At 36.3% G+C, this 13,958-nt stretch carries 14 protein-coding genes; 13 read left to right on the top strand and 1 reads right to left on the bottom strand.

Annotated elements, in window-relative coordinates; all coding sequences use genetic code 11:
• Positions 1–287: 287 nt before the first annotated feature.
• The 8 genes from IGK81_RS08830 (at position 288) to IGK81_RS08795 (ending at position 9,956) form a co-directional block, all read left to right on the top strand.
• A complete protein-coding gene (locus IGK81_RS08830) occupies positions 288–1,748 on the top strand; it encodes an APC family permease (RefSeq protein ID WP_010718493.1) in 1,461 nt (486 codons plus the stop codon).
• A 94-nt stretch (positions 1,749–1,842) separates the two neighbouring features.
• The gene (locus IGK81_RS08825) at positions 1,843–2,382 is read left to right on the top strand and encodes a topology modulation protein (RefSeq protein WP_034700862.1); all 540 of its coding nucleotides are present in this window, start codon (positions 1,843–1,845) and stop codon (positions 2,380–2,382) included.
• Between the two features lie 73 nt (positions 2,383–2,455).
• Positions 2,456–2,890, top strand: a complete 435-nt coding sequence (locus IGK81_RS08820) for a CopY/TcrY family copper transport repressor (RefSeq protein ID WP_034700861.1) — start codon at positions 2,456–2,458, stop codon at positions 2,888–2,890.
• Between the two features lie 19 nt (positions 2,891–2,909).
• The gene (gene copZ / locus IGK81_RS08815) at positions 2,910–3,119 is read left to right on the top strand and encodes a copper chaperone CopZ (protein WP_010718490.1); all 210 of its coding nucleotides are present in this window, start codon (positions 2,910–2,912) and stop codon (positions 3,117–3,119) included.
• A complete protein-coding gene (gene copA, locus IGK81_RS08810; RefSeq protein WP_034700859.1) occupies positions 3,119–5,302 on the top strand; it encodes a copper-translocating P-type ATPase CopA in 2,184 nt (727 codons plus the stop codon). The genes copZ and copA overlap by 1 nt, the downstream gene beginning before the upstream one ends.
• A 28-nt stretch (positions 5,303–5,330) precedes the next feature.
• Positions 5,331–7,568 carry a copper/silver-translocating P-type ATPase CopB gene (gene copB / locus IGK81_RS08805; protein ID WP_181915061.1) on the top strand — a complete coding sequence of 746 codons (2,238 nt, stop codon included), beginning with the start codon at positions 5,331–5,333 and terminating at the stop codon, positions 7,566–7,568.
• A 457-nt stretch (positions 7,569–8,025) separates the two neighbouring features.
• Positions 8,026–9,318, top strand: coding sequence for a helix-turn-helix domain-containing protein (locus tag IGK81_RS08800; protein WP_438757894.1), 1,293 nt, complete (start codon positions 8,026–8,028; stop codon positions 9,316–9,318).
• 59 nt (positions 9,319–9,377) lie between these two features.
• Positions 9,378–9,956 (top strand): prevent-host-death protein, encoded by a 579-nt coding sequence (locus IGK81_RS08795; protein WP_034700854.1) that lies wholly within the window; start codon positions 9,378–9,380, stop codon positions 9,954–9,956.
• Between the two features lie 150 nt (positions 9,957–10,106).
• On the opposite strand, the gene IGK81_RS08790 is transcribed toward IGK81_RS08795, so the two are convergent.
• Positions 10,107–10,451: a hypothetical protein gene (locus tag IGK81_RS08790; RefSeq protein ID WP_014834534.1), complete on the bottom strand. Its 345-nt coding sequence runs from the start codon at positions 10,449–10,451 to the stop codon at positions 10,107–10,109.
• A 206-nt stretch (positions 10,452–10,657) separates the two neighbouring features.
• Here IGK81_RS08790 and IGK81_RS08785 point away from each other — a divergent pair, with 206 nt between their 5' ends.
• The 5 genes from IGK81_RS08785 (at position 10,658) to IGK81_RS08765 (ending at position 13,850) form a co-directional block, all read left to right on the top strand.
• Positions 10,658–11,134 carry a hypothetical protein gene (locus tag IGK81_RS08785; RefSeq protein ID WP_010718484.1) on the top strand — a complete coding sequence of 159 codons (477 nt, stop codon included), beginning with the start codon at positions 10,658–10,660 and terminating at the stop codon, positions 11,132–11,134.
• Between the two features lie 217 nt (positions 11,135–11,351).
• On the top strand, positions 11,352–11,591 hold the full coding sequence (locus IGK81_RS08780) for a hypothetical protein (protein ID WP_034700852.1): 240 nt from the start codon (positions 11,352–11,354) through the stop codon (positions 11,589–11,591).
• 146 nt (positions 11,592–11,737) lie between these two features.
• Entirely contained in the window at positions 11,738–11,950 is a 213-nt protein-coding gene (locus IGK81_RS08775; protein ID WP_034700849.1) for a hypothetical protein, read from the top strand.
• A gap of 280 nt (positions 11,951–12,230) precedes the next feature.
• The gene (locus IGK81_RS08770) at positions 12,231–12,443 is read left to right on the top strand and encodes a hypothetical protein (protein WP_034700846.1); all 213 of its coding nucleotides are present in this window, start codon (positions 12,231–12,233) and stop codon (positions 12,441–12,443) included.
• A gap of 516 nt (positions 12,444–12,959) precedes the next feature.
• Complete coding sequence (locus IGK81_RS08765) at positions 12,960–13,850, top strand: phosphate ABC transporter substrate-binding protein PstS family protein (protein WP_034700844.1); 891 nt, start codon at positions 12,960–12,962, stop codon at positions 13,848–13,850.
• Positions 13,851–13,958: the final 108 nt, after the last annotated feature.

Raw genomic sequence — 13,958 nt, 5'->3', positions numbered from 1 at the left:
TTGAATTGTACTACCCATTGTTGTTTTTTGATTAGAAAGTAAGCATATTAAAATAACTATTTGATCTAATTTTTAGAAAATTCTTTTACATCGTTCAGTTTGAAAGGGATTAACTAATTTATACAAGGTGTTATCTTGTGTTAAATGATAAAAAGATGGAAAAACAGTGTGGGAAAATTAAAAATATACACACATAAAATAACGAACTATTGTAAATAGATAAGAATTTGTTTATGATTGTGAATAGATAAATATTTTATTTAAAAAAATTTAAAAGGAGAAAACAGATGAACGATAAACAACTACGTTGGTTTACCGTAGCACTCATTGCTTTCAACATGGTTTGGGGCATGGGGAATGTAGTAAACAACTATGCGCAACAAGGAATCTCAGTTGTTACTTCTTGGCTATTGATTCTTGCTATTTATTTTATCCCTTATGCCTTGATCGTAGGGCAACTTGGTTCCGCATTTAAAGACAGTAAAGGTGGCGTCAGCTCTTGGGTCGAAAATACGACATCAAATAAACGGTTGGCATACTATGCTGCATGGACTTATTGGGTCGTCCACATTCCTTATCTTGCACAAAAACCTCAGGCAATTTTGATTGCTGCTGGATGGGCAGTTCAAGGAAATGGAAATATTGTTAACACAATGACTGTTCAAATGGTAGCAGTGATTTCCTTAGTAATTTTCTTAGCCTTCTTGTATCTTTCTACAAAAGGATTATCCACATTGAAGGTCATTGGTGGATTAGCAGGAACTGCGATGTTTGTCATGTCACTTTTATTTATTTTGATGGCAGTAACAGCTCCATTTATTACTACTGATATGGAATTTGCTACTACAGGAATGAATCAGGTCAAAACATACATCCCGACATTTGACTTTAGCTATTTTACGACCGTTTCGATGCTTGTATTTGCAGTAGGTGGGGCAGAAAAAATCTCTCCTTATGTTAATTCCACAAGAAATCCAGCCAAAGAATTTCCAAAAGGAATGATTTTCTTGGCTGCAATGGTTGGTGTTTGTGCGGTTTTAGGTTCTGTAGCGATGGGAATGTTATTTGCGAGTGACAATATTCCGAAAGACTTAATGGCAAATGGTGCTTACAGTGCTTTCCAAATCCTAGGCAACTATTATGGCATTGGTAATTCGTTGATGATCATCTATGCTTTGACAAATATGGTTGGTCAAATTTCCGCATTAGCCTTCTCAATCGATGCACCACTGAAAATTTTATTAGCAGATGCAGATCCAGAATTTGTTCCTTCATGGTTACGTAAACGAAGCAATAAAGGAACACTCGTCAATGGCTATTTATTGACTGGGATTTTAGTTAGCATCATCATTTTACTACCCATTTTTGGAATCAAAGACATGAACGAATTAGTGAAATGGTTGACTAATCTAAATTCAGTAGTAATGCCTATGCGTTATTTATGGGTATTCTTAGCGTATATGATGTTGAATAAAGCTTACAAGAAATTTACTTCTGAGTATAAATTCGTGAAGAATCCAAAGGTTGGTTTTATTTTCGGTGCTTGGTGTTTTGCCTTTACCGCTTTTGCTTGTATTCTGGGAATGGTTCCCAAAGTCGAGTATGCGGCTGATCCTAAAGCTTGGTGGTTCCAGTTGATCTCAAATGTCGTTACACCAATTATTTTGATCATGTTGGGAATGATCTTACCAGCGATTGCCCGTCGTGATAAAAATAAAAATGTAAAAGAAACATTGATTGAAACATAATGAGTTGAGAGAGAAACGATCGTTTCTCTCTTTTTTTGTGCCTCATGTTATCATAAATAAAAAAAGAAAAAGTTTTGAGTGGAGGAGGAATAAGATGAAGATAGTAATTTTAGGACAAAGTGGCTCTGGAAAATCGACACTGGCAAGAACTATTCAAGAAACGGCAAAGATTCCTCTTTTACCCTTAGATTTTTTATGGCATGGTACAGATTATAGTGAAAAGGCACAAGTTTGGTTTCAACTAGAGCAAGAAAACTTTATGGCTAAACATGAGAACTGGATCATCGAAGGAAACTATCTTGCTACTGCTAGGAAGAGACTGCAAGAAGCAGATCAAATCATCTTATTACGAGTGCCAACGTATCTTGCAATGGCTCGTGTCATCAAACGAACTTTAAAAAGAAAGCGAGATCGTGCGACCAGACCTGACATGCCTAATGACTTTACTGAAAAGTTGGATAAAGAATACTTGGATTTTTTGTGTTTTGTTTGGCGTTTTAAGCGAAAGAATGAACCTCGAATCTTCCAACTGATTGATACATTGCAAGTAAAAAATAAGTTACTCATTTTAGATAATAAACGTGATCGACAAAAGTATATTAACCAGTTGAAAAAAAATAAGCCCATTGGTTGACAATTTACGATTACAGTTGTAATCTATTATCGAAGTTAAGTTTACAAATGTAATCGATGGAGGTGGAAAACTAATGGAAGAAAAGAGAGTATTAATTAAAATCAGTGATTCTGAATGGGAAGTCATGCGAGTTATCTGGACTTTAGGTCAAGCAAATGCCCAACAAATCACTCAGATATTAGCTGATTCGATGGATTGGAAAGTAGCAACTGTTAAAACCCTTCTAGGGCGTTTGGTGAAAAAAGAAGCGCTTTGGACTGAACAAGAGGGAAAGAAATTTATTTATCATCCAGCTGTTTCCGAGATGGAAACCGTTCGAAGTGCTACTGAAAATCTCTTTTCACATATTTGTGCAAAAAGAGTCGGTGCGACGATTGCTGATTTGGTTGAAGAAGCGACATTGACCCAAGCAGATATTCAGCAGATCATGAAACAACTCAATAAAAAAGAGCCAGTCGAAACGATTGAATGTAATTGTATACCTGGCCAATGTGAATGTAAGAAATAGTAATAAGGAGGAAACAAGAATGAAACAAGAATTTTCAGTTAAAGGGATGAGTTGCAACCATTGTGTGGCTCGGATTGAAGAAGCGGTCGGAAGAATCAGTGGTGTCAAAAAAGTAAAAGTTCAGCTGAAAAAAGAAAAAGCCGTTGTGAAATTTGATGAAGCAAATGTTCAAGCGACAGAGATTTGTCAAGCAATCAATGAATTAGGCTATCAAGCAGAGGTGATTTGATGGCAACGAATACTAAAATGGAAACATTTGTCATTACTGGAATGACATGTGCGAATTGTTCTGCTCGAATCGAAAAAGAACTAAATGAACAACCTGGTGTCATGTCCGCTACTGTCAATTTAGCCACTGAAAAGGCAAGTGTGAAATATACCGACACTACTACAGAAAGATTGATCAAAAGTGTCGAAAATATCGGCTATGGGGCAATTTTATATGACGAAGCGCATAAACAAAAAATTGCTGAGGAGAAACAAACCTATTTAAGAAAAATGAAGTTTGATCTTATCTTTAGTGCGATCTTGACTTTACCCTTGATGTTAGCAATGATTGCCATGATGCTTGGAAGTCATGGACCAATTGTGTCGTTCTTCCATCTGCCTCTTGTGCAGTTGCTCTTTGCTTTGCCTGTGCAATTTTATGTAGGTTGGCGCTTTTATAAAGGAGCCTATCATGCATTAAAAACTAAAGCGCCGAATATGGATGTCTTAGTTGCGATTGGAACATCTGCAGCCTTCGCATTAAGCATTTATAATGGTTTTTTCCCTAGCCATTCCCATGATCTTTATTTTGAAAGTAGCAGTATGATCATTACCTTGATTTTACTTGGAAAGTATTTAGAACATACAGCAAAAAGTAAAACAGGCGATGCCATCAAACAGTTGATGTCCCTTCAGACAAAAACAGCACAAGTTTTAAGAGATGGCAAAGAAGAGACGATTGCAATTGATGAGGTCATGATCGATGACATCTTAGTGATTCGTCCTGGTGAACAAGTACCTACAGATGGACGGATCATTGCTGGCACTAGTGCATTGGATGAAAGCATGTTGACAGGAGAAAGTGTACCTGTTGAGAAAAAAGAAAAAGATATGGTTTTTGGTGGAACGATCAATACCAATGGATTGATCCAAATACAAGTTTCTCAGATAGGAAAAGATACGGTGTTGGCACAAATCATCCAAATGGTGGAAGATGCTCAAGGAAGTAAAGCACCGATCCAACAAATTGCTGACAAGATTTCAGGGATTTTCGTACCGATCGTTTTGTTTTTAGCATTGGTGACACTATTAGTTACAGGATGGCTCACGAAGGATTGGCAGTTAGCATTGCTTCATAGTGTGTCCGTTTTAGTCATTGCTTGCCCATGTGCGCTTGGTTTAGCAACACCAACCGCCATCATGGTAGGAACAGGAGTCGGTGCTCATAATGGGATATTGATCAAAGGTGGCGAAGCGTTAGAAGGAGCCGCTCATCTAAATAGTATTATTTTGGATAAAACTGGAACGATTACACAAGGCCGACCAGAAGTAACAGATGTCATCGGTCCCAAAGAGATCATTTCCCTTTTCTATTCCCTTGAACATGCTTCTGAACATCCTTTAGGAAAAGCTATTGTTGCTTATGGTGCAAAAGTCGGTGCAAAAACTCAGCCAATCACTGATTTTGTTGCTCATCCTGGTGCAGGAATCAGTGGAACGATCAACGGTGTTCATTATTTTGCTGGGACTAGAAAGAGACTAGCTGAAATGAACCTTTCATTTGATGAATTTCAAGAACAGGCGTTAGAATTAGAACAGGCAGGGAAAACAGTGATGTTTTTAGCCAACGAAGAACAGGTTCTTGGAATGATCGCTGTTGCTGATCAAATCAAAGAAGATGCAAAACAAGCAATCGAGCAACTACAACAAAAAGGTGTCGATGTATTTATGGTTACGGGAGATAATCAACGAGCCGCTCAAGCAATCGGCAAACAAGTAGGAATCGATTCTGACCATATCTTTGCAGAAGTTTTACCTGAAGAAAAAGCCAACTATGTAGAAAAACTACAGAAAGCTGGAAAGAAAGTTGGCATGGTCGGTGATGGAATCAATGATGCCCCAGCGCTAGCTTTAGCAGATGTTGGAATTGCAATGGGAAGTGGAACCGATATTGCGATGGAAACAGCCGATGTGACATTAATGAATAGTCATTTAACTTCTATCAATCAAATGATTTCTTTATCAGCTGCCACATTAAAAAAAATCAAACAAAATTTGTTTTGGGCATTCATTTATAATACGATCGGGATTCCTTTTGCTGCCTTTGGTTTTTTAAACCCAATCATTGCTGGTGGCGCAATGGCCTTTAGTTCAATCAGTGTATTATTGAATTCTTTAAGCTTAAATCGAAAAACGATCAAATAAATCGTTTCAGAGGAAAGGAAGGAAAAAGATGAATAATGGAATAGATCCTGAGAATGAAACAAATAAAAAGGGCGCTATTGGAAAGAATCCTGAGGAAAAAATAACTGTAGAACAAACGAATACCAAGAATAATTTACAGGAACATGGAAAAATGGAAAATATGGATCAACACCATACGCATGGACACATGGAACGGCACCAACAGATGGACCATGGACACATGAGCGGAATGGATCATAGCCATATGGATCATGAAGATATGAGTGGAATGAATCATAGCCACATGGGTCATGAAAATATGGGTGGAATGGATCATTCTATGCACATGGGGAACTTTAAGCAAAAATTTTGGCTTTCTCTGATTTTAGCGATTCCGATTATTCTTTTTTCACCGATGATGGGGATGTCCTTTCCTTTTCAAGTGACGTTTCCTGGCTCTAATTGGGTGGTGTTGGTTCTGGCAACGATTTTATTTATTTATGGCGGACAACCATTCTTAAGCGGAGCCAAAATGGAATTGAAACAAAAAAGTCCAGCAATGATGACACTGATTGCTATGGGGATTACCGTCGCATATGTTTATAGTGTGTATTCTTTTATAGCCAACCTCATCAACCCCCATACACATGTCATGGATTTTTTCTGGGAATTAGCAACGTTAATCGTAATCATGTTATTGGGACATTGGATCGAAATGAATGCAGTCTCTAATGCCAGCGATGCTTTACAAAAATTAGCAGAATTATTACCTGAATCGGTAAAACGATTGAAAAAAGACGGGACTGAAGAAACCGTCTCTTTAAAAGAAGTCCATGAAGGTGATCGTCTAATTGTTCGTGCTGGAGACAAGATGCCAACGGATGGGACGATCGACAAAGGACATACCATTGTTGATGAATCTGCTGTTACGGGTGAATCCAAAGGGGTTAAAAAGCAAGTGGGCGATTCGGTCATTGGTGGATCAATTAATGGCGACGGAACAATTGAAATTACTGTAACAGGTACTGGCGAAAATGGTTACCTTGCAAAAGTAATGGAGATGGTACGAAAAGCCCAAGGAGAAAAATCTAAATTAGAGTTTCTATCAGATAAAGTAGCAAAATGGTTATTTTATGTGGCTTTAGTAGTTGGGATCATCGCCTTTATTGCTTGGCTCTTCCTAGCAAATCTACCAGATGCACTAGAACGAATGGTCACCGTGTTCATCATTGCTTGTCCGCATGCACTGGGACTTGCGATTCCATTAGTTGTTGCTCGTTCGACTTCGATCGCAGCTAAAAATGGGTTGCTTTTGAAAAATCGGAATGCGATGGAACAAGCCAATGATCTAGACGTGATCATGTTAGATAAAACAGGCACGTTGACCCAAGGGAAATTTACTGTAACTGGTATTGAGATTTTAGATGAAGCTTATCAAGAAGAAGAAATCTTGAAATATATCGGTGCTTTAGAAGCACATGCAAATCATCCTTTAGCGATTGGGATAATGAATTATTTAAAAGAAAAAAAGATTACTCCTTATCAAGCACAGGAACAAAAAAATTTAGCAGGTGTTGGTTTAGAAGCAACTGTGGAAGACAAAGATGTTAAAATTATTAATGGAAAAGAAGCAAAACGTTTAGGACTAAAAATTGACCCTGAACGATTAAAAAACTATGAATCTCAAGGAAACACTGTCAGCTTTTTAGTAGTTTCAGATAAATTAGTGGCTGTGATTGCTCTAGGAGATGTCATTAAACCAGAAGCAAAAGAGTTTATTCAAGCGATCAAAGAAAAAAATATTATCCCAGTCATGTTGACTGGGGATAACCCCAAAGCAGCCCAAGCAGTAGCGGAATATCTTGGAATCAATGAATATTACGGTGGTCTACTGCCAGATGACAAAGAGGCGATCGTTCAAAGATATCTTGATCAAGGAAAAAAAGTGATCATGGTTGGTGACGGCATCAATGATGCGCCAAGCTTAGCACGTGCAACGATAGGTATGGCAATCGGAGCAGGAACTGATATTGCGATTGATTCTGCAGATGTTGTCTTAACGAACAGTGACCCCAAAGATATCTTGCATTTCTTAGAATTAGCAAAAGAAACAAGAAGAAAAATGATCCAAAATCTTTGGTGGGGCGCTGGTTATAATATTATTGCTATTCCTTTAGCAGCAGGAATCTTAGCACCGATCGGACTTATTTTAAGCCCAGCAGTGGGAGCAGTCTTGATGTCACTAAGTACAGTGGTCGTTGCACTCAACGCCCTAACTTTAAAATAAGTTGTTAACGTTACTTGATTAACGAGTGAGTGTAAGAATAGAAAAAAGACAATCTTTAAGGACAAACACAAGCAAATTTATTCAAATGAAAACTGGCAAGCAGCTATTTTTCAGCGAATCAATTTTAGCAAAGGTCGTTAAAGATTGTCTTTTTTATTTATGTAGACAAAATGAAAAGAAAAAATGGCAGGAGAGAGGTTGAGAGAGGTATTCAAGAAATAATCAGTAACCATAGTTGTTCCCATTGTACGAAATTTTGCACAGTTCAATGTGTGACGGTAAGAAAAAAATAGCAGTAGTTAACTTTTTCGATCTGTTAAATTAGAATTTAATGAATTTCGTTTGAATTAAAGAAGAAAAAATGTTTTTTTTCGTAATTTATATATAGGGAGATGTATTAATCTATAGTTGATCGTACTCCTGAAACACACAGTAAAAAATAAGTGAGGGAACGCCAATGAAGTGGCAAAGATTATTGTCAAAAAATGTACAAAATCTATTTATATTGATCCATCAAATGAAAGATTTATCGTGGAAAAAAACGGATCTAGCAGAAAAACTATTAGTTGATGTAAAAACGATCGATCGATATTTAAAAAGATTAGAAGAAGGAGATTTTCCGATCCAACTGATTCAACATAAAAAAAGCGTAAAGCTGATTTATAATAAAGGTTACAGTGAGCCCTATTTATTGTTTGATTTTCTGATCCACTCCTCATCCTTTTGCTTATTGAAGGATTTGATTTTGAACACGGAGTATCAACAAGAGTATGATCGCTCCTCACAAGAGCGTCTAAGAAAATGGCTGGGTGAATATCATTTGTCTTTTTCTTATCGAAAACAACAACTTTATGGTTCTGAAAGAAAGATACGCTATCTTTTTTTCTGTTTTCTTAAAGATTTTCCCCTCTTTTTTATTGGGGATACAGAACAGTCTTTTTCCGAATTATTTATCCATTTGTTGGAGACACGTGCCCAAAATGCCGAAATCAAAATATTAGACGAACATCGCACGCTTTTTTTTGAACTTTTTCCAGAGTTGTTATTCCGACACGAACAACGTTTATCTGTCCGCGAAAAAAATTACCGCTGTATCGTTCGTTTAAGTTGCAACATCATTATCGAAAAATACTGGAAAAAAATTGAAGAAACGAAAATCTACCGAAAATTAATGACCTTAACAGAGAAATTGGATTCGTTGTTTTGGTTGGCTAGTGAATTTGAAAGTACGAATAAAACAACGATTACGCGAGTTATCTATCAAGAGTGGCTCCGTTACTCAATTGGACTACACGAAAGAGTAGTCAAAGAGGAATTTCATGAGTATCAGGAAAGCTTGCGTTTGGTGCCGAATGTTAATGAAAAACTTTATCAATACCGGATGGCTTTACAACAAGCACTTACATATCCATCGTATGAATGGGGCCTACTTTTACTTAAAGTTTTGCAAGAAAGAGGATACCTGGAAATCTATCCACCAGAAGTAAAAATCGTCTTTTTTTTTCGTTACGATCATGAGGAAGCGCGCCGCCTAGCTTCTGTTCTGGATAAGACCTTGCGACATCGAAAACGGACCTCCATACATATTTGTACTCGATCAATCCCTCCAAGTTATGCACAATTGATTATTACGGACCATTTTTTTCCATTAAATAATAGTAAACATCAAAAGACTTATTTCTACCAACCTTCTTTTGGGGTAGATCGTCTACTATCAGATATTGATTATTGGATTGATACGAAAAATTGATTTTTATCATATGAAAAGGGTGTGTTATAATAAAGAAGATGAGTAAAGGAGGATGTCTTTTGGATTTAAAGAAATTAGAAGTTCCTACATCTTCAATCACTGAAGTAAAACGATCACCGATGGATGTATTTGATCAGGCAAGAAAAGCTGAAACCGGTGTATATATATTTAATCGTGAAAAAGTTGCAGGAGTGATGTTGACACAAGAGCAATATGAAACACTGTTACAAGAATTAGCAGATTTACGTCAGAAGGCAAATGAAGAAGTACAGGCACCTATAGAAAGTAATGAACTACTTGGAAACTACGCTGACCAAACATCTGCTGTCGTTTCGACTTCTGATGGTCTAGATGAGTTGGTACAAACACTGAAACGTTATTTGATTACTGGTGTAACGATTTCTGCTAAAAATTTAGATGAACGAATGGTTACACTAGGTTTCATTACGAAAAAGACGGGCTTTGGAGGAGTGGTCGATATGTTAAACGAATTGACCGCAACTGGAAAGATCAATTATCAGTTACGTAGAAAACCAAACAGTCGTACAGTAATTGCCGAGATTATTGGTGAACAAGACAGTCAATCACAATTATTTGATAAAATTATTATAAAAAAAATCTATCTGCATGAACTTTAATGAATAGCGTAAATTTTTATTTTTTGCTTCTTTCGGTGCTATGATTTTTCAGACTTTTTTACAAGGATCAATGAGAAATCATAGCTGATTTTCTATAAAAATTGGGTGTTTACCGATCCTTTGCTAGTCATATTTTTTCGATTCACTGATTTAACGAGTGAAAATTCTTGCCCAAAAAGCCCCAAGAATTTGAGGGATCAAATACAAAACCGAAAGCAGTAAAATCAGTTGGGTTGGTTTGAATGGCTGGTAAAAGAAATGCCAATCAGAGTAATAGTGACAAATCAAATAAGAAATGAATGTTGAACTAATATTAATAAAGAAGAGAAAGAGTAACTGTTGCTTTTTCTGGAAGCTAAAGCCAGCGTAAAAAGACAGAAAAATCAAAAAAATCAAGCCAAAAACAGAATGATACCGATAATCTAGTAGTAAAGAGAAGTACACATACGGAATGAAAAGTAAGAGCAAAATTAATTTTTTTCCATGATTTTTCATGGTGTGTTCCCCCAATCAGGTGAATCCGATTTCTTCTACTTTCATTCTAAAATCAACCAGCTAATAATCAAACACTTTTTTGAAATTTGTAGATTAAATGAATAAACTCTCATAGCCTTATCTCTAAAAAAAAAGATTTTCCCCCTAATTTTTTTAGAGAAAACGCTTATAGTAGGTGAAAGAAAAAATCGCGTAGGAGTAAAGTGATGAAAAAGAAAATAAAACTTGAACAATTGTATTTATTTTTTTGGTTTTTTCCAATTCTGCTGTTGCCGTTTACTTGGGTGAATGCCGTTGTTCAGGGAGCAGAAATTTTGGGGCTAATTCATGGTACTGGGATTGTAGTATCGAAAAATTTTCCAATTTTAACACTATTCTATTTTTTAGTGAGTATGAGCTTGATTTTGACAAATAAATTTATGAATAGTTATAATTGGCATTTGATTCATTTTTCTTGTATGTTGGTTTTTACTTCCTTTTTTTCTATTCTGCCACGAATCATTGTTGGACCGAATGGCTTAAGTGAAAGTGGATTGAAAGATACAGGGGAAACTTCGATGTACTTTTTGACCATTAAACCAAGTTTTTATCTAGCGATTCTTTCGTTTTTATTAGCAGTCATTTTTTATTCTATAGCAAAATTAAGAATAGAAGAAAAACTGTCCGGCGAAGTTAATAAATAGGTTCAATAAAAAGTAAACATTGTGAGCAAATATGTGAGCAAATGATAGTAGCGAACAGTGTTTTTTTTTGCTTTTTGTCAAATGATGTTGAAGAAGAGAATCTTAGAATCATTTGGCCAGAAAGAGGAAACCTTTTTTATATCACACTACTTGATCCCAAAATAGGCATTGACATGATTCGACGTTTTAAAAGCACTGAACAAAAATACCTGAAAGGATGGCAGGAAAGCAAGAACAACTTAAGGAAATAGAAGAGAAGTTAGAAATAGCGAAAAAACAGCTTCGTTTCCCACAAAAGGAAGAACTCAAAGAAAAAGTGGTAGAACAAACTAGAATAAACATAGAAATGGAGTATTCACTAAGTAAGAAGTTAGATACGCAATCAATGGATGAAGATATGAATGAAGGAATGTTGCCTGAAGAAGAATACAATGAAGAAAATCAAATCGAAATATAAAAGAATAAATAACTGAATGTATTACATATTCCGCAAAGGAAATATCTCTTTTCGTATAATAATCAACCTATTTAAAAAATTCAAATAGCCTTTTTAGGCAAGCTAAAGATCTTTATTCTATGATATAATATTATTGTAGAAAGTTTGTGGCGGTTTGGCAAATCCAATTGAAGGAGCGTGGTGCCTATGGGCTTATTAGCTTATCGGACGTACTCTTTAGAAAGGAAATGCCTGATTTGTTCTCGTTGGATCAAATCATTGCTATCATCGGAACAGCAGCAGTAATAATTACTGCAATAGCGAAAGCTAGTGATTCGATTTTAGCATGGTTAAAGTTCAAAAAAGAACAAAAAAAATAGAGCCGTCTCAACTTTTGGCAGAGTAGACAGGCTCTAAACTTGTTAAAAAATGCCATCCGCTTTGAACGGACTACACTGGGCATGTTACAGCATGCCCTTTCATTTTTATTATAACCCATTTATCTAAATTTGAAAAGTAACTTTGTTTGCGAAGTGTTGTTCTGCATGACATTAAATATAGCATATTGCTACTTCTTCAATCATAGTAGAATCATTAATCCCAATTGCTATTCTATTACTTGAATAGGGCTTTTTGTCAAATGATGATTGTAGAAAGTTTGTGGCGGTTTGGCAAATCCAATTGAGGGGGCGTGATGCCTATGGGCTTATTAGCTTGTTGGACGTACTCTTTAGAAAGGAAATGCCTGATTTGTTCTCATTGGATCAAATCATTGCTATTATCGGAGCAGCAGCAGTAGTAATTACTGCCGTAGCGAAAGCTAGCGATTCGATTTTAGCTTGGTTAAAGTTCAAAAAAGAACAAAAAAAATAGAGCCGTCTCAACTTTTGGCGAAGTAGACAGGCTCTAAAGTTTTGTATATATGCCATCCGCTTTGAACGGACTACACATGAGGGGCTATGTTAGCGCATAGCTCCTCTATTTAATTATAGTATATCGTAGATAGAGAAGAAAGAAAAGGATTAAAGGTTAGTTTTGATATAAATTAACCTTTATTTTTGGGCTTTTTGTCAAATGACGTTGGTAAAGAGAAAATCTAGAATCATTTGGCCAGAAAGAAGAAAACTTCTTTCTGTGTTTTTTTTTTGGTTAAAATAGTTTTACGTGACGGATCATGGTTTAAAGGATTTCAGGGGGGCTCTTCTCTCTATTTTTACATCATAAAAAATTTGTCGGTGAATTTCACCAACATCAAAAAGTACGAAGCCTTTTTATTTGGCTTCGATTTACGATAACTTTACATAAATTAACTGGATATTTACACCTTCAATATGCAGGATTTACAGTGGATTGCTACAATTTACTTGTAAATAAGAAAGGGGTATATCAATGAAAAAAGTATTATTTTCTTTAGGTGTTTTAGGTCTTATGTTAGCTGGCTGTGGTTCCGGTTCTGGTAGCACGGATGGCTCCGCAGCACAAAATAATTCTGCAACTTCTGGCGATCAAGTCAAAATCGTGGCTGTCGGATCTACTGCGCTCCAACCTCTAGTCGATGCAGCACAAGAAAGTTTTGTCCAAAAAAATCCCAACTATCAAATCTCTGTCCAAGGTGGCGGAAGTGGTACTGGGTTAAGTCAGGTCGAGTCTGGGGCAGTGACAATCGGAAACTCCGATGTCTTTGCTGAGGAAAAAGAAGGCGTAGATGCAAGTAAAATAAAGGATCATAAAGTTGCGGTGGTAGGTATGGCGCCAATCGTCAATAAAGACACGAACGTCAAAAATATTACAAAACAGGAATTAATTGATATATTCACTGGAAAAATTACCAATTGGCAAGAACTAGGTGGGAAAGATGAAAAAATCAATGTCATCAATCGGGCAAATGGTAGTGGTACACGAGCTACTTTTGAAAAGTGGGGATTAGATGGTGCTACTCCAGTACAATCACAAGAACAGGATTCATCAGGAACTGTTCGACAAATTGTTAGCCAAACTCCTGGCGCAATCAGCTACCTTGCTTTTTCTTATTTGGATGATAAAACACAGGCTTTAAGTATTGATGGTGTAGAACCAAAAGAAGAAAATGTTGCTGACAACAGTTGGAAAATTTGGTCTTATGAACACATGTATACAAATGGTGAGCCTTCCCCGGAAGTTCAAAAATTTTTAGATTATATGATGACAGACGAAATCCAACAAGGACCGGTGAAAGAACTCGGTTACTTACCAATTACTGCGATGAAAGTAGAACGTGATGCTGAAGGAAACTTAAAATAAGCAATCATGTACTCAAATCTGCTACCCCTAAAAGTGTGCCTTTAATGGGCATGCTTTTTTTTAGCTATTTCCTGCAAATGAATATGACAGTAATGAAAGATATTTATT

This window comes from Enterococcus sp. DIV0703 (genome assembly GCF_051711065.1).
GTDB classification, from domain to species: domain Bacteria; phylum Bacillota; class Bacilli; order Lactobacillales; family Enterococcaceae; genus Enterococcus_B; species Enterococcus_B hirae.
Note: the sequence above shows the minus strand (reverse complement) of the source record. Positions and strands in the feature narration are given on the sequence as shown.